The following is a 20,524-nucleotide window of genomic DNA, read 5'->3' on the forward strand; positions in this document are numbered from 1 at the left end:
AATAAATAGTCTGTTACATCAAAATCCCCTTTGCCATCACGTTGGCAGAGGGGATTTTTGTAATGATAGGACGTGAAATATGGCATCGAAGGCGAAGGACGCTTCTTCTTCCTGATAAGCATCATCGATGTGTTCACCAACGTGTTTCAACTTAAGATCAATACTTCGCTAAAATATTGCATTTTGCGGACGAGGTTAAGCGTGTAATAAGCAGCCTCCCACTTGAACTGTATCCCCAATTGTTATTGATGTCTAACCTATGTACAACAATTTATTGGGTACGTTACCGATAGAAGTCCACCATATCTCCATACAGCCGTTTAATAAATTCGAGCTCGCTTTCGTTATATCTTTCCAAAAATTCGTACATTCTTTGCTTTTCCTTCGTATGAAGCTCATCATGAGCAGCAAATAGCTTTTTGCCGATAGGCGTTAGCCGAAAATACACTTCCTTTTTGTTGTCGTTGAACTGGGATTTTCGCACCCAACCTGCCTTTAGTAATTTATTTGCGATCTTGGAGGTATTTCCTTTACTTAAATTGATTCTCTCCGCGATGGAAGTGAGATTGATCGGCTCCTGCTCTCCGATGCATGCAATGGTGTGCAGTTCCGTCATATTCAAGCTGAATTCTGATTCAATATGCTTCCGGATATCCTCCAGGTATGAGGCAGTTATTCGGGTTTCATATTGCTCTTTTTGCTCAAGAAACTGAACGAAAAATTCATGAATGGCCGTTTTGTTTTTACTGGCAGTATCCATCATTATGCTGGCTCCTCGACTTATTTGTTTTATTATATCATAGATTGTTCTCTGAGAAACATATGGGCATACCCATATTAGGATTGGGGTTGACATGGTATATAGAAACCAAATAATATTATATTGTTTCGTATGAAACTAAAATTATATATAATTTTCATCACACTTGTTTTAACAGGCAATAAAAAGGGTTCTAACGAAACAATAATTGATGAAGGAGGTTTGACGGAAATACTTGTCCACTTTTCAAGAGGAAATTTATAAAATATGGAAATGGAGCATACCTGCCTATGGAAGTCGTAAATCCGAAGACCTTGACGGATAAGGTTACATCTGTAATTTCTCATGTCGTGGTGACTACTGCCTCCAAATTGGCTTTCATCTCAGGTCAGGTTTCTGTAGATGAAACAGGATTATTGGTCGGTTCAGGGGACTATTACGCGCAAGCGATTCAAGTGTTCACCAACCTTAAGTATGCATTGGAAGCCGTGCGAGCGGATCCCTTGTACATTGTAAAAATGAATATTTTTGTTGTAAACCACAACCCGGAATTGATTTCGATTATTTTTGAGGCAGGATTTCATGTGTTTGGCCCTAACTGGCCGAAGACAGCAAGTACGTATATAGGCGTTCAAGCACTAGCCGATCCTGAATGGCTTATCGAAATAGACGCTATCGTGATTTTCCCATAATGTATAAGAAAAGAGGGTTTTGATATGAAATATGAAGTCATCCTGATTGGTGGCGGACCTGTCGGCATGATGCTGGCTGGGGAATTGGCATTAGCCGGTGTAAAGGTCTGCGTCATTGAGCGATTAAAAGAGACAACCCCTTATTCACGCGCGCTTACCGTACATCCTCGAACTCTTGAAATATTAGATATGCGTGGAGTGAAATCACAATTAATCAGTCAAGGCCGCTTACTTTCGAGAGGACATTTCGCCGGATTAGAAACTCCTTTGGATTTCACCGTTTTGGATTCTTCTTCCAATCACACTCTATTTTTACCGCAGAGTGAGACGGAGAAGGTATTGGAGGAATGGGCGCTTAGCCTTGGCGCAGAGGTCTGGAGAGAGGTTGAGGCTCTATCTGTACACCAGGATGAGGATGGGGTTGACGTTAAGATCGCAGGACCTCATGGAGAAACAACGTTAAGATCAGCTTATGTGGTAGGTACAGACGGAGCCAGAAGTTTGGTTCGCAAGCATGCAAATATATCATTTGAAGGTACAGATGCGACCTTCACGGCAATTCTGGGGGATGCCATTCTATCTGATTTGGCTCCTATGAGTGTCATATCCCGGATTACAGAAAAAGGATTGGTCAGCATCATGCCGATCAATGATCATATGTATCGGGTCTTGATGATCGATATGGAGAGAAGTAACATCTCTAAGGATGAGCCCGTTACATTGGAAGAGTTTCGTTCATCGCTCATCCGTACGACCGGAAGCGACCTGGGATTGAACGATGTGAAATGGATGTCCCGTTTCGGAAATGCGACGCGGCAAGCGGGACGATATCGGAATGGTCGATTGTTCTTGGCGGGAGATTCGGCGCACATTCATTTTCCCGCTGGTGGACAGGGAATGAACGTTGGCTTACAAGAAGCGATGAACTTAGGCTGGAAGCTTGCAGGAGCAATCAAAGGCTGGGCTCCGGACTGGCTATTGAACAGTTATCATGCCGAACGCTTTCCATGGAATACGGCCTTGCTCCGGAATACCGAGGTCCAAACCTTGCTTCTGGACGTGACTCCCCCTATCACGGAACTTCGAAGCATGTTAGCTAAACTGTTTCAAATACCGGAGGCAAATTATCAAATCGCCGCACAAGTTTCCGCAATGGATGCACATTATGCTCCAGACGCCGAAGCGCCTCCCCATCCTTTAAATGGGAAACGTTTTAAGGATCTAAGCTTAAAGCTGAAAGACGGGCAATTGATCAACGCCTATCCGTTACTACACAAAGGTACTTTTCTTCTGCTGCATTTCCATTCTAATGAACAGAATAGCGGTCAATGGGAATCGTATAACAACCTTCAAGTTGTACATGCCTCTTTGGCTGAGGCTGACGCGGATTGGAACGACGTCCACACGGCGCTTATTCGGCCGGATGGGCATATTGCCTGGGCGATTTCTCTATCCGATCCAAATCCAATGCAAACCATAAATGAAGGAATCACTCGCTGGTGCGGAGACATTACCGTGTAGTCATTCGTTCGAGGTGCACAACTGACTTCCCATAGGATAAAGTTGTATTTGGGGCGTCTGAATGAACTATCACGGTATGCTGCACTTAAAAAAACGCAATGCAATGTTCTCCATGAGTATGTAAATACCGCCTGAGCGTTATTCAACAACGCTCAGGCGGTATTTTCATTTCTGAGAAAGAAGGTACTTTACGCTTCATTTCGTTCCGCAGCTGCAGATCGGCGACGCAGGGACAATGAAATAATAGCCGGGATCAGTCCAATGGCAACCAAAGCTCCACCAAGCAAACCAACGGATGCTAGCGAGATGCTTTCTACAACAATACCTCCGATTACAGCCTCTACAGCTGCCCAACTGCACAATAGAATTATTCGAACTCATGATGATCCCTGAAGCCTGAGAAAATTAAGCAATTCTATGCATTCGCTTGAATAAGAGGGGTTTGGTACGGAATAACGGAGTTAAACCGATTGCTTTTTATCTCCGTGGTACCCTTGATCTCCATAGGGCTCTAACTGTTCAAACCAGCGATTCAGACATTTGGCGAGTGCATCTTTGGAATCGTAATACGGGTTATCGTCTTGTTTCAATGTCTCCAGCACCTCGATCACAAACGCAGTCTCTCCATATTCATTCCATTCAGCCTGCAATCTTCGATTCAGATGGCTACCCATCTGTAACATAAAACGTTGTCCGTTAATGGTTTTCAGGTTCAGTGTGCTGTCGATATAAACTTTACCGTTACGTTCATTCCGAATCTGGTAGACGCCCGCTTCCGTTTTAACTTCTTTGGCCTGTTCCTGCAATTCTTTGCGACGATTCATCTTCTCCTGCTCCCCCTTTTCTTTGCGCTCCTGTTTTCCAACTTTGGCGCTCTGTTGATCTGTGTGGCTTGCCAGCCAATACTGACTGCCGTCTGGCTCACGTTCCAGCAAACCATAGTCGATGAGATACCTCCGTATTTCCACGTAATCATCATGAACTTCATTCAGCAGCTCATTGACCTGTTTTTCTGTATATTTGCGCTCCGTCTCGAATCGTTTGGCAATCTCGGTGAGCACAATATATTTATGCTTTTGCTGCATATGAAACGTCGTCAGTGGACCGCCGGTACCCTCTGGAAAATACTTATTCAGCACCTTCTCCCGATCCTGTTCTGTAATATCAAATGAATCACGACGGATCGTATGTCCATGCCTTGTCACCGGTGACACCCATTCGGCTGGAGCCTGGGTATCCTTACTTTTGAGCAGTTCCATTAATGCCAGGAATATCTTGGCCTGCCGTTCCTTCTCCTTTAATACAAATCGATGATTCCGGATCGTGGAAGCACTCCCGATACCAAGGGCCTTCTGTACTTCAGCATCCTTCTTTCCTTCATGAAACTGGGCCAGTAATCCACGCTGGACATCAGACAATCCGGTTACGCTTTTATCCAGCTCCAGCAAATATTCAAATACCGATCCATGAACCTTCTCAATATGCACTCGCATATAACGGGCTGCCTCATAGAGCACTCCTTCTTCAGGGTAGACAATCCCCGCTTCCGTCCTGTATCCGCAGCAGACACATATATAAGCGGGACCCTCCTCTATATAACCACGCTTGATCTCTTCCAATGAAGCTGTTTGCAACCATGATTCCGATGATTTCATGTAAAAGCTCCTTTTATCATTGTTATGGTCATTTCAACCGTATAATAATCAATATTTATGTTTTTGTTTGTTTATTTATAGATATAATATGATTTTGTTTGTTATATGTCAATATAACGGAAAAGAATGCTGTGTTTAAAGACATAACGGATGCCCCTTGTTCAACAGAAAAAAGACTGCAGAGTCGCAACCCTGCAGTCTTCTATCATCGCAGAAAGGGCATTTCAGCACCTTCCATAAGTATTTATCCTCAATCATTTTCATTTCAATCTCTGTTACAATTTAAACCGTTCAATCATGCTTTGCAGATCTTCAGCCATACGTGACAAGGCTGCCGAAGAAGCTGCAACCTCTTCCATTGTGGCCAACTGCTCTTGAGCCGCAGCCGATCCATCTTCCGTTCCAGAGGCAATTCTGTCCGACAGAACCATCGTATCACTTACTGCCTTGTTGATATGACCCATGCCGCCATCAATCTGACGGGAAGCTGCGGATACTTCTCCAGCTTGTGCAGCCACCAACTGTACCGCAGTGCGAATGTTCTGGAATGCTTCGCCCGCTTCTGTAACCATCTGCGAACTCTTAACCATCCCTTCTCCCGTACGGGCAAAAGTGGATTGCACTGCATTGGTTTTCTCCTGCATCTCATGCATAAGCTCATTAATCCGCTCGGCTGAAGCGCCTGAACTGTGAGCCAGTGTCTTCACTTCGTTGGCTACAACCGCGAATCCACGCCCTTGTTCGCCAGCTCTTGAAGCTTCAATGGACGCATTCAAAGCAAGAATGTTGGTCTGCTTGGCAATGGCCGTAATCTCGGCCACGATCACAAGAATCTCTTCATTTTTCGCGCGCAAATCCTCAATGACCACAGACATGGCTTTGCTCTCATCATTCACCTGCTGAATATGGGTAACCGCTTCTTCTACTGTAACCATACCCGCTTCCGACTTGGTGGATGCATCCAGAGCGATACGAGCGGTGTCTTCAGCACTGGATGAGATCTCTTTGACTCCAATGGACATTTCGCCCACGAGTTGACCTGTAGCAGCAAGACTATTGTTCTGCAAAGTCGTTCCCGCAGCTGCATCCTGCATCAGTTCGGCCACCTGTTCTGTGGCTTTGGATGTCTGTTCGGAACTTGCCATCAGTTCTTCAGAAGATGCCGCCAGCTGGCTGGACGTATCATGCACTTCTCCAAGCACATTACGAAGTGAAGTCGTCATCGTATCGAAGCTATCTCCAAGCTGTCCGAACTCATCCTTGCGCTGCAAACCAACCCGAACGGTGAGATCCCCGGCGCTTACTTTGGATGCTGCCTGCGTTAATTGCAGCAATGGCCGGTGAATGCTGCGGATAATGAATATAAGCAGAATCAACCCGATAACCAATGCAGATGCAACAATTGTAATTGCACGGATCAAAATAGGCATTACGGCTTCACTTGCTTCGGAAGGAACCATCTCGCCAACAATTTTCCAACCTGTCACCGGATTGGTGAAATACACAGCTTCCACTTCGTGACCATCATATGTATACTTCACCGTTCCACTTTCCTTCGTATACATCTCATTGATGTAAGGTTGATCCGACTGTGTACCGGATTCAATATTGTAGTGGAACAGGAATTTACCCCCGTTATCCAGCATGTACAGTTTGCCTTCTTTACCAATACGTATCTGATCAACGGATTCTTTCAGATGATTGAGACTGACATTGGCCCCGAATACCCCTTTGCCATCAGCCAGCTTGGCAGCCGCCGTTACGACCCATTCACCTGTCGTGGCCGACTGGAATGTATCCGAGATTACAGGTTCGTCCTGAGACATGCCCATCGTATACCATGAACGTTCACGCGGATCATAGATCTGTTCCCCAGGATCAGGAGATTTCATCCAGCTGCCATCTTCCGCACCTGCGGTGAGTACACCCAGTTCCTTATGATTCTGAGACATCCGATCCATCTGCCTTTGCAGTGCAGGAGATTTATTAATAATATCGTTTGAAGTAATACCCGCAGCCATCTGCGCTGCGTTATCCTTCTCCATATCCAGCATTTGATTTATCTGCAGACTAAGCATTTCTGTTTTGGCCTGTGCGGAACGAATAATTTCCATTTTAACCTGGTCAGCAGCTTTTTGATAAGATAACCATCCCACGGTAATGCTCGGTACAATCAGGAACAGGAGCAATGCAGCGATCAGGCGTTTTTTTACGGTTAAAGTAAACCAATTTCGAATCCTTTTCTTCATTTAACTATCCCCCATCATAATCTTCACCCATCCTTTTATCGGACAATCGCTGTAAAAATATTATGTATCGATACTAAATTAGTACAAATTTAATTTAAATGATCTGATCAGATGATATGGATTATATCCGCTTAATCGTTTTGACCCTCTACGCGAGATCGTTTACAATGCTCATAAGTTGACTATTCATGAAACGATTGGAAGGGGAGGATTCACATCTTACGCAAGTCAAATGAAAGACAACGTATTTCCACGTTATATTCATCCATGTTCCGCATTCTGTTAGCGCTCATCCTGTGCGCAGGCCCGATTATGGGACAAGCTGGTATTACGGCATCCGCAGCGCAGACGACGCAAGCAGTTCACATTGAAGTGAATGGTGAGCAACAATCTTGGAAGAACGCACCACTTATAATCAAAGGCTCAACGTTTGTTCCACTACGGGATGTGGTCACATCGGTTAAAGGCACGTTGAAATGGGATAATCGCACCAAGACGGCTACCATTACCGTTGGCAGAGACAAGCTGATCCATCAGGCTGGCAGCAATTCCATTAAGGTAAACAAGGTCGATCTGGCCACAGGTGTGAATTCACGTACCGTTAACGGTACGTTGATGATACCTGTCCGGGCTATGGCTAATGCAATCAAGGCCGATATCAAAGTCCAACGTACAGCTACAGGTCAGATGAGTGTGAATATGGTAACCGATCAAGTTAGCCTGCTGAACAGCGAAGTTGCCAGTGTAGATGCGTATCTGCGCGAGATCAACTATCCAGGTATGGCGCTGATTGCCCGTGATGGCGAAGTTCTGCTAAGACAAGGCTACGGACTTGCCGACGAACAGACGCTGAACCGTCCGGATCAGAAGACTCGAATCGCATCGCTGAGCAAATCCTTCACAGCCGCGTCCATTCTGAGTCTCGTGGAGGATGGTAAGATTAATGTGCAAGATCCAATCTCTAAGTACATCTCCGGTATACCGAAGGGAGATCAGATCACGCTGCATATGCTGTTATCCCAGACTTCAGGTCTGCCATCGGCATTCGGTCGGGGTGAAGGAACTTCTATGGAAGAGACTGTTGAGGAGATTCGCCACAAAACGCTGAAGTTTGAACCAGGAAGTGCCTATCTGTACAGCAACAGCGGGTATGTTTTACTTGCATACGTCGTTGAACAGGTATCTGGCATGAGTTATGCCGACTACGTGCAACAGACGATATTGAAACCACTTGGTATGAAAAATTCGGGAGAGGCTTCCCGTAAAGTGCACACGATTAGTGGTTTTGTTCAACAAGATAACGCATGGGTAACTGCCCCATATTATGTTTCCCAATCCGGATCAGGAACCATATATTCCACGGTGGATGATATGCTGAAATGGGATCGTGCGTTGTATACGGACAAGATTCTAAGCCAAGATACGATTGAACAGATGTATGAGCCCTACTCCGATAAAAACTATGGCTACGCCTGGATTCTCAAAGAGAACGGCACCAACCGTACCGTCTTCCATAACGGTAGTGGTGGCGGGTTTGCTACAGCCTTTTCACGTAATCTGTCCGATGATATCACGATTATCCTGCTCGGCAACCACGCAGGCATGGACATGACTTCACTTTTGGATGAAGTTGAGGCCAAAACAGCCAAAGCACTGCAATTGCAATAATTTATAATGATTCATTTATACAGAACGAGCAAAGAGACGTTCCTATGGAGGATCGTCTCTTTGCTCGTTCTGTATATGTTTTCATTTTAACGACTCACACTTCCGTATAAGCTCAGCCCACAATCCCGCTCTTCTTCACCCTGCAAAAGGCAGATTAACTCATATTCTTATCACTGCCTAGGAGACATCCGCTCTTTCATCATCTGTCTGCTTTAATATTACAGGAAGTTTCCCCGCAAAAGGAATGCGCCCCATCAGCGCCTGAGCGACGCTATCCATGGCAAGTGGCCGGCTCTCGTAAGCCGCTACATAGACCTGGGCATCCGGAAGCGCCAGCAGATCATAGGGGCTTCGCAGTGCCACAACAGCCAGTGGTTTACCCAATTGCTGTATCCAACCAATCAGCCTGCACTGTGGATCGCCGGAGGGGCTTCCCGCATTGTAGGTTCCCACTACAATCTGCCGAATGTCATCTGCTTCCGCTGCCTGAAGCAGACGTGCGGAACGAATGGCGACTTCCTCGGGCGTGACCGTCAGATCGACAACATCCAGACCATACATGGATAAGGCTGAGCCCAAGGTGAACGTCTGAGTCAGCTGTTCGTCGGCAATTGTCGTCACGGACGTGGCAACCGTTATGACCAGCGTGCGTTCCGGCTTCAAAGGCAGCATATTCAGCTGATCGCGCACCAGTGTGATACTATTCTCGCTAATACGGCGGGCAACCTCTTGGTGTAATGAACTGTTGCGCTCCGACCAACTGGATAGAGCAGGAGCGTTTGATGCCTTTGGCAATGATGCATTCGATACTACAATATTCACTTCCTCATCACCTGCACCACCCGTTTCACTCTCCAGTAAACCACGCTTCGCCTTGTACATCAGCAAGCGATTCACCGACCCATCAATACGTCTCTCGCTAATCCGCCCGCTTCTCACAGCTGCTATCAACGCTTCAAATGCTTCTGCCTGAAGCTTAGCCGTATGGCTAATTAACACCAGATCTGCCCCGGCCTCTACCGCCATTACGGCTGCATCGACAGTGCCATAGTTCACGGCAATGGCATCCATCTCCATGCAATCTGTCACGATCATGCCCTCATAACCCAGTTCCTGGCGAAGCAGACCGCTTAATACGGTTTGCGATAGCGTTACGGGCAGACGCTCTGGCTCCAGTGCAGGGAAATAAATATGCGCCGACATCATGGCATCGACACCTTCCGCGATAGCGGCTCGGAATGGAATCAACTCCAGACGCTCTACCCGTTCACGATCATGAGTGATGATTGGGAGGTCCAGATGGGAATCGGTATCCGTATCCCCATGCCCCGGGAAGTGCTTGGCTGTCGCTGCAATCCCAGCGTCCTGTATTCCCGCGATGGTTCTGGCCCCATATTCTGCAACGGATTGTGGAGATTCGCCGAATGATCGCACACCGATGACCGGATTAACCGCGTTATTGTTCACATCCAATACCGGAGCAAAGTTCATGTTAATGCCCATGGACTTCAGCTCCAACCCACTGATATATGCCGCCTGATACGCATCGTCAATGGAACCGGCAGCGGCAATGGCCATTGGTCCAGGCATCAAGGCGATCCCTTCGGTGATTCGAGCAACCATGCCGCCCTCCTGATCAATGGAGATCCAGAGCGGCACATTACCACTGCTTTTGGCAATCTGCTGTAACCCTAACGATAACCGCTCTACCTGCTCTGGCGACTCAACGTTGCGAGCAAAGTAGATTACGCCACCAATTGGATACTTTCGGAAAAAGGATTCCACATCGCCAACAGCTTCGGTGCCATGAAAGCCACAAAGCAGCATTTGCCCAACTTTCTCACGCAAAGTCATCTGTTTCAGCCTCGACTGGTATAACTCGTTTAGCCCACTCATTTCATGCCTCCCTCCGATAACAAACATCCATTCATTGATATAACAAAAACGGCTTTCGCCGCTCCTTCCATTCCGCTGCCTGTACATTCCACGCTTCCATTAAACGAACGAAGCCCGCCCAGTCATGAATCGTTTCCCTGACTTCCTTACCCCCTGCCAGCAGGTCGATAAAGTACCTTGAACCCGGCTCTGGTGGCTCCAGCCAGCAGAATTGCTCCGGATAGAGTGATACCAGTTCATGCAAAAGCACCAACCCTGTCTCTACCGCCCGGAATTTCCTGCTGTCCGTTACAAAAATCCTTACACCACAACACAGCTCACCTGCATGTTTGGAGAATGTTGGGGACATGTACACTGGATGCACATGCACACCTTCCAGCTTGTATTCCCGAAATCGTTCCGCCAAACGTTCACCCTCAACCCAGGGGGCCCCAATCCACTCGAATGGGCGGGTCGTGCCCCTGCCCTCCGATACATTAGTGCCTTCGAACAGGCACGTCCCCGCATATACCCGCACACTGTCCAGCGTGGGCATATTGGGAGAGGGTAGCATCCAGGGAAGACCACAATCCGCATACTCCATGGAGCGCTGCCATCCTTCCATGGCAACCACGTCCAACTCGCAAGGTACATCCATCTCGCTGTTGACCATCAGGGCGAGTTCACCTACCGTCAATCCGGTACGTACGGGTACACGCCAAGCGCCAACAAGTGATTCATACCCCGCGTTCAGCACACCGCCTTCAACAACGTTTCCCCCCAACGGATTGGGGCGGTCCAGAATCAGCATACGTTTGCCTGCTACAGCACAGACCTCCATCATATGGAAGAGGGTTGAGGCATACGTGTAATAACGAACGCCCACGTCCTGAATGTCAAACAGGACCGTATCCACTCCAGCCAGCATTGCAGGCGTAGGTCTCTTGTAATCTCCATACAGGCTGAACACCGGAATGTCCAGACGTGGATGAAGCATGTCTCCGAATCTGACACCCGCCTGAAGCTCTCCATCCAGTCCGTGCTCACAGGCATAGAGCGCTGTAAGCTCGGTATTAGCCATTCCGGCGCACACATCTATTGTCGATACAAAATCCGCTGTAATACCAGTCGGGTTCGTAATTAGACCGATTCGAGCACCTATTAACCACGGATGCGATAACCCTCTGGCCAGAAGATCAACTCCCGTTTTTACAGCCGGGATCTGCTCGGTCCCCTTCAACTGGCCCATCACACATTCCCCTGGCTTATCCAGCCTGTATGCTGGTGATCATTACCACCTGTTACGACAGGCTCTTCTTCAGGCTCCAGCACATTAAGAGCAACCTTATGCTGATAGATGGCAAACATACCTCCAAACAGCGCTCCGAAACCAACGACAGTCAGCATCAGCAGCGCAGTCAGGCACATGGCCTGAAAACAAGCGCCCATCGTGTACCCCGGGTGACGGAAGAACAGCTTTACACTTTCCCCCATCGCCTGAACGATGCCCATGTTTTTTTGTAAAACAAGCTGCCAGGTATAGAACTGTGACATCAGCGCCATGAGAACAAAGAACGTCTGGAATACACCCACTGCTGTACCTGTAATTCCACCCTGTCCGCCGTAATACCACCAGGTTGACCATAGAATGAAGCCAAGCACCGCGAAAAGCACACCCACCGAGCCTCCGGGGATTATTCCCTTCAACATTCCGATCCAAATATCCTTAAGCCCATTGCGCCGTTCCTTACGTTCCAATCTGTGATGCATGGCATAACAAACACCGAACAGGATGGGCATATACATCAAAGCCAGAAGCAGTATAGCGATCGGCAGCGGAGCAAACATCAGAATGGGAACCAATACGATAGAGCTAACGACACTGTACAAGGCCACCGGAATAATATCCCGATAGATTTCCGCACCCGACTTGATCAATACTTCACTCAGCTTACGCATTTTTATTCTCCCTTCTATATAAGTTGGACTAAACATTTACACGATAACGGAGAAAACAGAACAAATCTGGAGAAGCGAAGCGTTCGCCCACAAGGGCTATCTTAAAAGGGCTCCCCATTTGGGTTGGCTTGGCCGCACCGCCGGTCAGTATGTTGTACCAAACTTGCAACGTGCTAACGAATCTCCCGCACCTTAAACGACAGATTTTCGAGGCATGCCAATTTTAACGAACTTCAGTGCCGTTATATCGGTACAACCAAGGCGTCAGAGCCTGAAAAACAACATCTTCGAGTAAATAACGTCTCTGTGATTCGTTACATTTCAAACCGGTGCAAATGGGAGCGAATAACGTGTGTAAGGTTCCTTAAAACAAAATTATAACGAGAAAAAATAGTACACATTCACGCTCATTACGTTTAGGACAGCCCCACTTACTCCCGTCCAATCGCAAGTTCCGTCTCTGGATCGAAAAAGTGTGCCTTACGCAGGTCCAGCACAAACTTTTTGTCCATACCTACATAAGCATGTGTTTCGGGGTGAACCTTGGCCGTAACGGTACGGGCACCGGAATGGAAATACACCAAATTCTCGGAGCCCAGATGTTCTACAACCTGAACTCGTGCCTGCAGCATATGGTCTGTCGGGATATTCGGAGCGACATCGTCACCAAAAATATGCTCTGGACGCAGACCCATAATCACCGGCTTGCCTTGATGACTCTGAAGACGAGCAAGTACATCTGCTGGCAAGGTGAATGATGCTCCCTCGATGACAACCTGCGTGCCTTCAATCCGTGCATCAATGAAGTTCATCGCCGGGGAACCAATAAATCCGGCAACAAACATATTTCGCGGACTCGCATACAGCTCTTTTGGTGAAGCCACCTGCTGAATGTCTCCATGATTCATGACAACTATGCGTTCCCCAAGTGTCATGGCCTCCACCTGATCATGCGTCACGTAAACAATCGTGGCACCGAGACGTTTATGCAGCTCTCCCAACTCCACCCGCATCTGCACTCGCAACTTGGCATCCAGATTGGACAGTGGTTCGTCGAATAAAAACACCTGCGGATCACGGACGATCGCCCTTCCCACCGCAACACGCTGGCGCTGACCACCAGACAACTCCCGTGGTTTGCGCTCCAGCATCGCTTCTAGTCCAAGAATGGAGGCCGCATTCTGCACCTGTTCATCAATATAGGACTTTGGCTTTTTCAGATTTTTCAGGCCAAAGGAAAGATTCTCACGGATGGTCATATGCGGATAAAGTGCATAATCCTGAAACACCATCGCGATATCCCGATCCTTCGGATGCAGATCGTTAACAAGCCGGTCACCGATCACAATATCACCGCTCGTTTGTTTTTCAAGTCCGGCAATCATCCGCAGTGACGTTGTCTTGCCACAGCCCGAAGGACCCACAAACACTACGAATTCCTTATCTTCTATAACAAAGTCCGAGCCGGCCACAGCCGTGAACGTTCCTTTATGATCGTCTTTGAATTCTTTGCGCACTTGGCGAAACTCCACGCGTGCCATAGGTAGATCCCCCTTTACATTGTCGCTTGTCCTGAACTAACAGTTAACCTTTAACCGCACCGATCGTAATGCCCTGCAGGAAGTAACGTTGCAGTGAGAAAAACAGAATAATCATTGGCAACGCACCTATTGTTGCCCCTGCCATCATTGCGCCGAAGTCCGTTGATTCGGCAAATACAAACGAGGCCAACCCCACCTGAATGGTACGCATCTCGTTGGAATTGGTAATGAGGAAGGGCCAGAAGAATTCATTCCACGAAGCCACAAACGTGAATATCGCCAGCACCGCGATTCCCGGCTTTGCCATCGGCAGAATGACTTTCCAGAAGATACCGAACTCGCTGCATGCATCGATACGCGCCGCATGGATTAGTGATGTGGGCAGCGTGGACATAAACTGTTTCATCAAGAATATGTTCCCTACGCTAACGGCAGCAGGCAGAATAATGGCCGTATACGTATCCCCCAAGTCAAACACGTTGACCATCAGAATGTACAAAGGAATCAGCGTCACTTGTGCCGGGATCATCATTGTCCCAAGCAACGTCCAGAATACCGCCTGACTACCCGGAAACTTCAGTTTGGCGAACGCATATCCCGCCAGGGAAGCGAAGAATACATTTGTTACGGTCAGAATGATCGAGATGAGCAGCGAATTGTACAGCCAGCGCCAGGCATCAGTTTTGGCAAAAAAGCGCTCATATGGTGATAATGACAGCTGCTCCGGAATCATCTGTGGTTTAAACGAAGCCGACATTGCACTATCCTGCACCGAACCAACGAGCATCCAATACATCGGAATGACCGTCACCAGCGCCCAGACCACCAGCAGAATGGATGCAACAACGAGCAGTATCTTTTTCTGTGTTGATTTCATGGATTTCATTCACCCCCGGATGCTTAATGCAACGTGCTCTAATAGTACGTGTTTTGAACTACCTCTAATACTCAATATCGCTGGAGAAATATTTGAACTGAATGACAGAGATGACTATGATGATAATCGCCAGTACAAACGACTGAGCCGAAGCCAATCCGAACTCATAGAACTTAAATGCCGTCTCGTAGATCAGATAAGCGATTGTAGTTGTCGCAAAGTTCGGTCCACCCTGTGTCATCAGATATACCGAGATAAACACCTGGAAGGATGTAATGACACCCGTGACGAGCAGATACAGCGTAGTTGGTTTGAGCAGCGGCCATGTAATCTTGCTGAACTGGGTCCAGCCGCTGGCATGATCAATATCCGCCGCTTCATACAGCGATTTCGGAATACCACCCATGGCTGCCAGATACAGAATAATGCCCGCTCCGTGTGATCCAAGCCAGTTCATCAGAATGAGTGAAAAGAGTGCCGTTCCCGATTGGCCCAGCCAGATTACCGGGTCAAGACCGAACAGGCCGAGGAAGCGGTTCAGCAGTCCTGAATCCGTCGGGTCAAAGATTGCCAGCCATACAATGGAGATGGTTACCCCGGAGGCTACCGCAGGCAGATACATGGTAGCTTTGAAAAATGTCTGCCATTTAGTTTTCATTTGATAGATGAAATAAGACAGTACAAATGTAATGAGAATATTGACCGGGACTGTGCCTACGGTGAAGATCACTGTATTTTTAATCGACTTCCAGAACGTCTCATCCTTCACTAAACGCTCGTAGTTATCCAATCCAACCCACGTTGAGTTCATAATGTTGTATTTCTGGAAGCTCATCACAAGAGCCGTCAGAACAGGATACAGTGTGAAAATGAGAAACAGCAGGACAGGCGCCAAAATAAACAAATACGCCCACCCGTAGTCTCGCCAAAACCGGGCAACCCGGGAAGTCCGAGGCACGGACGGTTTTGGCGCAAGGGCGGTCTGCATGGCGAATCCTCCTCTCCTAATCAGTGTGGTTTTACGTTATGTTTGATTGTCCGAGTTATTGTCCAAACATCTGCTGGCCTTTGCTCTTGAAGTCTTCTGCGATCTGCTCTGGTGATTTTTCTCCCGAGAACAGCGCCTGGATGTTTGGCTTCACAACCTGTTCCTTGAATTGTTTTTGCTGGGATGCTTTGTCGATATCCAGTTCCAGTACAACCGGCATCGCGATATTCTCTGCCATGACTTTTGCAGCAGCCAGATTATCCGGTTGACCAAGTTCTTTTCCTTTAAACAGTTCCACTTGGGACTGTCTTACGAATGGAAGTGCCAGTTCATTGGCCGAGTTCCCTGCTTTGGCACCACTAAGCGCCTCCATCACAAGGAACGTATTTTTGGCATGCTGTTCGCCTTTGTCCTTCTTCTGTTTGAAGGCTACATACCCTTCGCCGCCCATCGTTGTGGCCGCAGGTTGATCATCATTATGTGGTACAGGCAACAGGACAAAATCAATCTTCTCTCCTTGCACCTTGCCATCATCGATGTCCTTGTTGCGGTTCTGAATCATCACATCATAATAAGGAATCGCTTTGGAGATAATCGCCGTTTCCCCCGCGTAGAACATATCCGTCCGTTTCGCTGGAGCGAGAGCCGCCGTTTCCTTCGGCATATACCCTTGATCCATCAGGTTTTTGATAAAAGAGAGAGTATCCAGAATGCGACCATCATTCCATTGGAACGTGCCGTCTTTATCAAGAACATCGATCATCCCGTTGTTACGAGACAGCATTTCAATGAAGTCAAGCGAGGTTCCGTCGGTAACCAGTGCATATTGCTTGGCCCCGCCATCCAACGTTTTGGTCAGCTTGGCAGCAGCATCGTTGAATTCGGACCAGGTCCAGCCATTTTGCTGAATGGACTTCCAATCAATGCCCGCTTCCTCCAGAATACGTTTGTTACCACCCCAAGCCCATTGGAATTGATACAACGGCAGTCCGTACTGTTTCCCCTGAATCTGGCCTAAATCCAGCGTACCTGGCAGGTAGTCGTCCTTGATCTCAGGTGTCAGGTAGCTGTCCAGCTCAAGTGCCAATCCCGTATTCACATATGTGCCATCTACGCTATGAAAGTAAAGATCCGGCGGGTTACCTGCGTTCAGAGCGACATCGAATTTTTTGGGCCCTTCCGCCCAGGAGAGCATTTCCGTTTTCACGGTAATGTTCGGGTGTTCTTTATTGAAATCAACGATTAGATCCTTCAGTTCATCTTCATATGTGCCATGTACAGGATAGGTCCATACCGTCACTGTATCTTCCGCATTCGGATCATCTGAAGCAGCACCCCCGCTATTCCCACAGGCAGTAACCAAGACCATCATCAACAACATCGTCCATACCAGACCCTTCTTTTTCATCCCTTCATCTCCTTTGCATGTCATCATCCGATTCTTTCATTGCCTAACCATGCTACCCCTTTTTTGATCATTCAGCCTTTTAAACGGCATCCACCCATAAACTCGGCAGTAAGGAAAAGCACCTCCCCTGGAGATTGGACCTGCCAGTCGCAGGCTAAATCTCTCAAATGCAATATTAACGTCAACTTAATTGACATTAACAGTATTAATTCCTTCCAAAATTGTAGATTGAGTTCATTATATGAGTTGTAAAATAAAAATTCAACATTATTTTTTATTATAAAATTTAATTTTACTTTTTCTTTTCATGCCACTATACTATGTAAAAAGAAAACCCAAGCAAGCGAGGTGAGCCACTTTGCGAGTATATGTAGGCGTAGATGGAGGCGGTACCAATACTGATGCAGCAATCATTTCCGAATCTGGTGAAATTCTTGCCCGACTCAGCGGAGGTCCCACGAATCCTCATAGCGTATCAACTGAACAGGCCCTTTCCGAACTGCAACGAGTGCTGGAACAGCTATTTAATCTAATAAGTGATTTATCGACAAATTGTGAGGGTATATGCCTTGGGATGTCAGGTGTAGATACGATCCAAGAACGGCAACTTATAGCCAAAGCAGTAAATAACTATATGAAGAGCCGCAATCAACAGAGATCAGAAGCTTGTCCCGTCTGGGTTGTATCCGAAGGTGAGATTGCTCTGATGGCCTCTCTCGGACATACGCACGGTGTATTATGCATCTCTGGAACAGGGTCCATCGTGTACGGATTTACGCTGGAAGGAGAGCGATACCGTGCAGGTGGCTGGGGTCATCTGCTCGGAGATGAGGGGAGCGGTTATCGTATTGGGCAGCGTGCACTCCAAGTGGTTATGCAGAGTTATGACGGTGTTCTTCCTCCAACCCGTTTAACCCCGCTTCTTCTAAAGAAACTGAACCTTCAGGATATATCGGAGCTAAAGACACGGGTGTATCAGACGGATTGGGGCAAAACCCAGACCGCATCCATTGCCCGTCTAGCTATAGAAGCAGCTGAACTCGGAGATGAGGCCGCCCGGGCACTGATCATCGACGAAGCCTCGCAATTGGTGGATACCGCCAAGGCGCTGATTGCCCGTCATCCGGAATTTGCATCCACTCCGGTTGTCCTGTCCGGATCACTGTTTCGATACGCTGCACTTTTCCGAAATACATTTATTCACAAGTTATCTGAATATTATGAAGAGTTGGACTTTGTATATCGTGAAGATGCCCCCGCTCCAGCGGTTGGCGCAGCACAACTGGCAAAAAAACGCTGTTCCCTGAATGAATCATTTTAAAAGAGAGAAGGAGGCCATACAGATGAATCACATGCTGAATTCACTAATAACAGAACAACCCAATCCACTAACGGATCATATAGATGAATTGCCTTCGGCAGAAATTATGGAGCTAATTAATAAGGAAGATCAACGGATTGCGGAGCTCATTCAGCCCCTAATTCCGGTCATTGCTCAGGCTGCGGATCGGATCTTGAAGGCGTTTCAGTCTGGCGGCAGGCTTTTTTATGTAGGCGCAGGTACCAGTGGACGATTAGGAATACTTGACGCTTCGGAATGCCCGCCTACCTACGGAACCCCGCCCTCCATGGTGCAGGGTATTATTGCAGGGGGATTCCGGGCAGTGAAGGACCCGGTTGAAGGTGCTGAAGATAGTGAGGAGTTGGGAGCTGCGGACCTTGATGAACATGGCTTAGACAAAAACGATGTCGTGGTTGGCATTGCAGCCAGTGGACGAACGCCGTATGTGCTGGGTGCGATGAGACACGCCAAGGAGATTGGGGCTACGGTGATCAGCCTGAGTAATAATGCAGGCACGCCGATGACCCTGTTGGCTGATGTGAGCATTGAGGCTGTTGTCGGCCCAGAGGTTGTCATGGGTTCAACACGTATGAAGGCAGGCAGCGCCCAGAAAATGATTCTGAACATGCTCACAACTACCGCCATGATTCGTCTGGGCAAGGTTTACCGTAATTTCATGGTTGATCTGAACCCTTCGAACGAGAAGCTTGTCCATCGGGCCAAACGCATGATCCATCTGGCAACCGGAGCGAATGAAGCAGATATTGAAGAGGCTTTTACCGGTGCAGACGGTCATGTAAAAACGGCAATCGTCATGCTGATGGCAGGCGTGGATGCAACAGAAGCCCAGCACAGGCTTGATCTGGCTGACGGATTTGTCCGCAGCGCCATTGCGGGGCCTTCCTGAGCCGTACAGGGATATCATTAGAGGTTGAAAGAGAGGAGCCCGACATTAGTCTGGGCTCTTTTTATAATTTTTTATTATAAAAGCGGATATAATCCGTCAAAAAATCCCCTCCTGTATAAACAGAAAGGGATTCATATGGTTCTACTTCACTTGTGCTCCAGAATAGCCTGTCGGCTCTTCTCCAAATACTCCACCGACTGGTTGTAATCCCGACTGGCAATCGCTAGATACAAAATGTCGATCACGTTCAACTGAGCAATCCGTGACGATGTGGCTCCGCTCCGAATGTCACTTTCGGTGGAAGTAATCATCAGAGGCACATCCGCCATACTGCTGAGTGTATTGCTGCCCCACTTGGTAATGCTGATTGTCGCTGCACCGCCATCATGAGCATGCTTGAGACAGGAGATTACGTTTGAAGTCTCCCCTGAATACGAGATACATACCACCGCATCATCCTCACGAAGCGTCGTTGCGGACGAAATCTGCATATGCGGATCGGCGAACGAAAAGCTTGTACGATTGATTCGCATGAACTTGTAATGTGCATCCAGCGCAATCAGGTTGGAGGCCCCTACTCCATAGAAAAAGATTCGGTTTGCCTGATGAAGCACGTCCACGGCTTTTTCCACCAGACGTGGGTCCAGAATATGAACCGTATCCTTCACCGACTGAATATTGTTTGCGGACACATGCTGAATAATGCTCTCCATGGAGTCCTGGGGACGAATCTCCGTATATTGATATGGCTCACTCGTCTGCAAATCTCCGGCAATCTTCAGCTTCAGCTCCTGAAAACCCGTTACACCCAGTGATTTACAGAGACGGATAATGGCAGCTGGGCTGCCTCCACTCCGTTCAGACAACTGGGCCACCGAGGATTGAACAGTTTCTTGCGGGTGATCGAGAATATAAGCTCCGATCTTCCGTTCGGACGGGGTCAAGTCATCCATTAATGCGCGTAAACGTACAAGTCCACCTTTCATGCCTTCCATTCGCTCCTCCTTTCCGTACTGCATTCATGTACAAGCATTTTATCTTATAATTCCACTCGCGTCTAATCGAATCCCTCGCCCTTCCAT

17 protein-coding genes are annotated in these 20,524 nt (G+C 47.7%); 5 read left to right on the plus strand and 12 right to left on the minus strand.

All coding sequences use genetic code 11. From position 1 onward, the window contains the following. Positions 1-283 precede the first annotated feature (283 nt). The gene (locus MKX68_RS09185) at positions 284-763 is read right to left on the minus strand and encodes a MarR family transcriptional regulator (RefSeq protein WP_340910998.1); all 480 of its coding nucleotides are present in this window, start codon (positions 761-763) and stop codon (positions 284-286) included. A 287-nt stretch (positions 764-1,050) separates the two neighbouring features. Here MKX68_RS09185 and MKX68_RS09190 point away from each other — a divergent pair, with 287 nt between their 5' ends. Next, positions 1,051-1,452 carry a RidA family protein gene (locus MKX68_RS09190; protein WP_091038044.1) on the plus strand — a complete coding sequence of 134 codons (402 nt, stop codon included), beginning with the start codon at positions 1,051-1,053 and terminating at the stop codon, positions 1,450-1,452. Between the two features lie 24 nt (positions 1,453-1,476). Then, positions 1,477-2,973 (plus strand): monooxygenase, encoded by a 1,497-nt coding sequence (locus tag MKX68_RS09195; RefSeq protein ID WP_340911000.1) that lies wholly within the window; start codon positions 1,477-1,479, stop codon positions 2,971-2,973. A gap of 188 nt (positions 2,974-3,161) precedes the next feature. Here MKX68_RS09195 and MKX68_RS09200 read toward each other — a convergent pair whose 3' ends face one another. The 3 genes from MKX68_RS09200 to MKX68_RS09210 form a co-directional block, all read right to left on the minus strand. Further along, a complete protein-coding gene (locus MKX68_RS09200) occupies positions 3,162-3,335 on the minus strand; it encodes a hypothetical protein (RefSeq protein WP_340911003.1) in 174 nt (57 codons plus the stop codon). 99 nt (positions 3,336-3,434) lie between these two features. After that, positions 3,435-4,628, minus strand: a complete 1,194-nt coding sequence (locus MKX68_RS09205; RefSeq protein WP_340911006.1) for a DUF2087 domain-containing protein — start codon at positions 4,626-4,628, stop codon at positions 3,435-3,437. A 275-nt stretch (positions 4,629-4,903) separates the two neighbouring features. Next, the gene (locus MKX68_RS09210; protein ID WP_340911009.1) at positions 4,904-6,877 is read right to left on the minus strand and encodes a methyl-accepting chemotaxis protein; all 1,974 of its coding nucleotides are present in this window, start codon (positions 6,875-6,877) and stop codon (positions 4,904-4,906) included. A gap of 267 nt (positions 6,878-7,144) precedes the next feature. Between MKX68_RS09210 and MKX68_RS09215 the strand changes: the two genes are divergently transcribed. Continuing rightward, positions 7,145-8,545, plus strand: coding sequence for a serine hydrolase (locus MKX68_RS09215; protein ID WP_340911011.1), 1,401 nt, complete (start codon positions 7,145-7,147; stop codon positions 8,543-8,545). Between the two features lie 177 nt (positions 8,546-8,722). On the opposite strand, the gene nagZ is transcribed toward MKX68_RS09215, so the two are convergent. From nagZ to MKX68_RS09250, 7 genes are all read right to left on the minus strand, one after another. Beyond that, positions 8,723-10,441, minus strand: coding sequence for a beta-N-acetylhexosaminidase (gene nagZ, locus MKX68_RS09220; protein ID WP_340911012.1), 1,719 nt, complete (start codon positions 10,439-10,441; stop codon positions 8,723-8,725). 31 nt (positions 10,442-10,472) lie between these two features. Next, on the minus strand, positions 10,473-11,669 hold the full coding sequence (locus tag MKX68_RS09225) for an exo-beta-N-acetylmuramidase NamZ family protein (protein WP_340911014.1): 1,197 nt from the start codon (positions 11,667-11,669) through the stop codon (positions 10,473-10,475). After that, positions 11,669-12,379: a hypothetical protein gene (locus MKX68_RS09230; RefSeq protein ID WP_340911017.1), complete on the minus strand. Its 711-nt coding sequence runs from the start codon at positions 12,377-12,379 to the stop codon at positions 11,669-11,671. The genes MKX68_RS09225 and MKX68_RS09230 overlap by 1 nt, the downstream gene beginning before the upstream one ends. Before the next feature lie 431 nt (positions 12,380-12,810). Beyond that, complete coding sequence (locus tag MKX68_RS09235; protein ID WP_091038031.1) at positions 12,811-13,920, minus strand: ABC transporter ATP-binding protein; 1,110 nt, start codon at positions 13,918-13,920, stop codon at positions 12,811-12,813. A 43-nt stretch (positions 13,921-13,963) separates the two neighbouring features. Beyond that, complete coding sequence (locus MKX68_RS09240; RefSeq protein ID WP_017691096.1) at positions 13,964-14,797, minus strand: carbohydrate ABC transporter permease; 834 nt, start codon at positions 14,795-14,797, stop codon at positions 13,964-13,966. Positions 14,798-14,861: 64 nt separating this feature from the next. Then, a complete protein-coding gene (locus tag MKX68_RS09245; RefSeq protein WP_289390902.1) occupies positions 14,862-15,785 on the minus strand; it encodes a carbohydrate ABC transporter permease in 924 nt (307 codons plus the stop codon). Between the two features lie 55 nt (positions 15,786-15,840). Further along, positions 15,841-17,193 (minus strand): ABC transporter substrate-binding protein, encoded by a 1,353-nt coding sequence (locus tag MKX68_RS09250; protein WP_340911020.1) that lies wholly within the window; start codon positions 17,191-17,193, stop codon positions 15,841-15,843. 358 nt (positions 17,194-17,551) lie between these two features. Between MKX68_RS09250 and MKX68_RS09255 the strand changes: the two genes are divergently transcribed. Both MKX68_RS09255 and murQ read left to right on the plus strand, forming a co-directional pair. Then, positions 17,552-18,514 (plus strand): N-acetylglucosamine kinase, encoded by a 963-nt coding sequence (locus tag MKX68_RS09255; protein WP_340911023.1) that lies wholly within the window; start codon positions 17,552-17,554, stop codon positions 18,512-18,514. Positions 18,515-18,536: 22 nt separating this feature from the next. Then, on the plus strand, positions 18,537-19,442 hold the full coding sequence (gene murQ, locus MKX68_RS09260; RefSeq protein ID WP_339787009.1) for an N-acetylmuramic acid 6-phosphate etherase: 906 nt from the start codon (positions 18,537-18,539) through the stop codon (positions 19,440-19,442). A 146-nt stretch (positions 19,443-19,588) separates the two neighbouring features. Here the strand turns inward: murQ and MKX68_RS09265 are convergent, their stop codons facing one another. Then, positions 19,589-20,428: a MurR/RpiR family transcriptional regulator gene (locus MKX68_RS09265; RefSeq protein ID WP_036616797.1), complete on the minus strand. Its 840-nt coding sequence runs from the start codon at positions 20,426-20,428 to the stop codon at positions 19,589-19,591. Positions 20,429-20,524 lie beyond the last annotated feature (96 nt).

The sequence above is a fragment of the Paenibacillus sp. FSL M8-0212 genome (assembly GCF_038004645.1).
Lineage (GTDB): Bacteria > Bacillota > Bacilli > Paenibacillales > Paenibacillaceae > Paenibacillus.

Bases quoted from the DNA above. Each gene is read 5' to 3' on its own strand.
- MKX68_RS09185 (WP_340910998.1), bottom strand. From the start codon at position 763: ATGATGGATACTGCCAGTAAAAACAAAACGGCCATTCATGAATTTTTC.
- MKX68_RS09190 (WP_091038044.1), top strand. From the start codon at position 1,051: ATGGAAGTCGTAAATCCGAAGACCTTGACGGATAAGGTTACATCTGTA.
- MKX68_RS09195 (WP_340911000.1), top strand. From the start codon at position 1,477: ATGAAATATGAAGTCATCCTGATTGGTGGCGGACCTGTCGGCATGATG.
- MKX68_RS09205 (WP_340911006.1), bottom strand. From the start codon at position 4,628: ATGAAATCATCGGAATCATGGTTGCAAACAGCTTCATTGGAAGAGATC.
- MKX68_RS09210 (WP_340911009.1), bottom strand. From the start codon at position 6,877: ATGAAGAAAAGGATTCGAAATTGGTTTACTTTAACCGTAAAAAAACGC.
- MKX68_RS09215 (WP_340911011.1), top strand. From the start codon at position 7,145: ATGTTCCGCATTCTGTTAGCGCTCATCCTGTGCGCAGGCCCGATTATG.
- nagZ (WP_340911012.1), bottom strand. From the start codon at position 10,441: ATGAGTGGGCTAAACGAGTTATACCAGTCGAGGCTGAAACAGATGACT.
- MKX68_RS09225 (WP_340911014.1), bottom strand. From the start codon at position 11,669: ATGGGCCAGTTGAAGGGGACCGAGCAGATCCCGGCTGTAAAAACGGGA.
- MKX68_RS09230 (WP_340911017.1), bottom strand. From the start codon at position 12,379: ATGCGTAAGCTGAGTGAAGTATTGATCAAGTCGGGTGCGGAAATCTAT.
- MKX68_RS09235 (WP_091038031.1), bottom strand. From the start codon at position 13,920: ATGGCACGCGTGGAGTTTCGCCAAGTGCGCAAAGAATTCAAAGACGAT.
- MKX68_RS09240 (WP_017691096.1), bottom strand. From the start codon at position 14,797: ATGAAATCAACACAGAAAAAGATACTGCTCGTTGTTGCATCCATTCTG.
- MKX68_RS09245 (WP_289390902.1), bottom strand. From the start codon at position 15,785: ATGCAGACCGCCCTTGCGCCAAAACCGTCCGTGCCTCGGACTTCCCGG.
- MKX68_RS09250 (WP_340911020.1), bottom strand. From the start codon at position 17,193: ATGAAAAAGAAGGGTCTGGTATGGACGATGTTGTTGATGATGGTCTTG.
- murQ (WP_339787009.1), top strand. From the start codon at position 18,537: ATGAATCACATGCTGAATTCACTAATAACAGAACAACCCAATCCACTA.
- MKX68_RS09265 (WP_036616797.1), bottom strand. From the start codon at position 20,428: ATGAAAGGTGGACTTGTACGTTTACGCGCATTAATGGATGACTTGACC.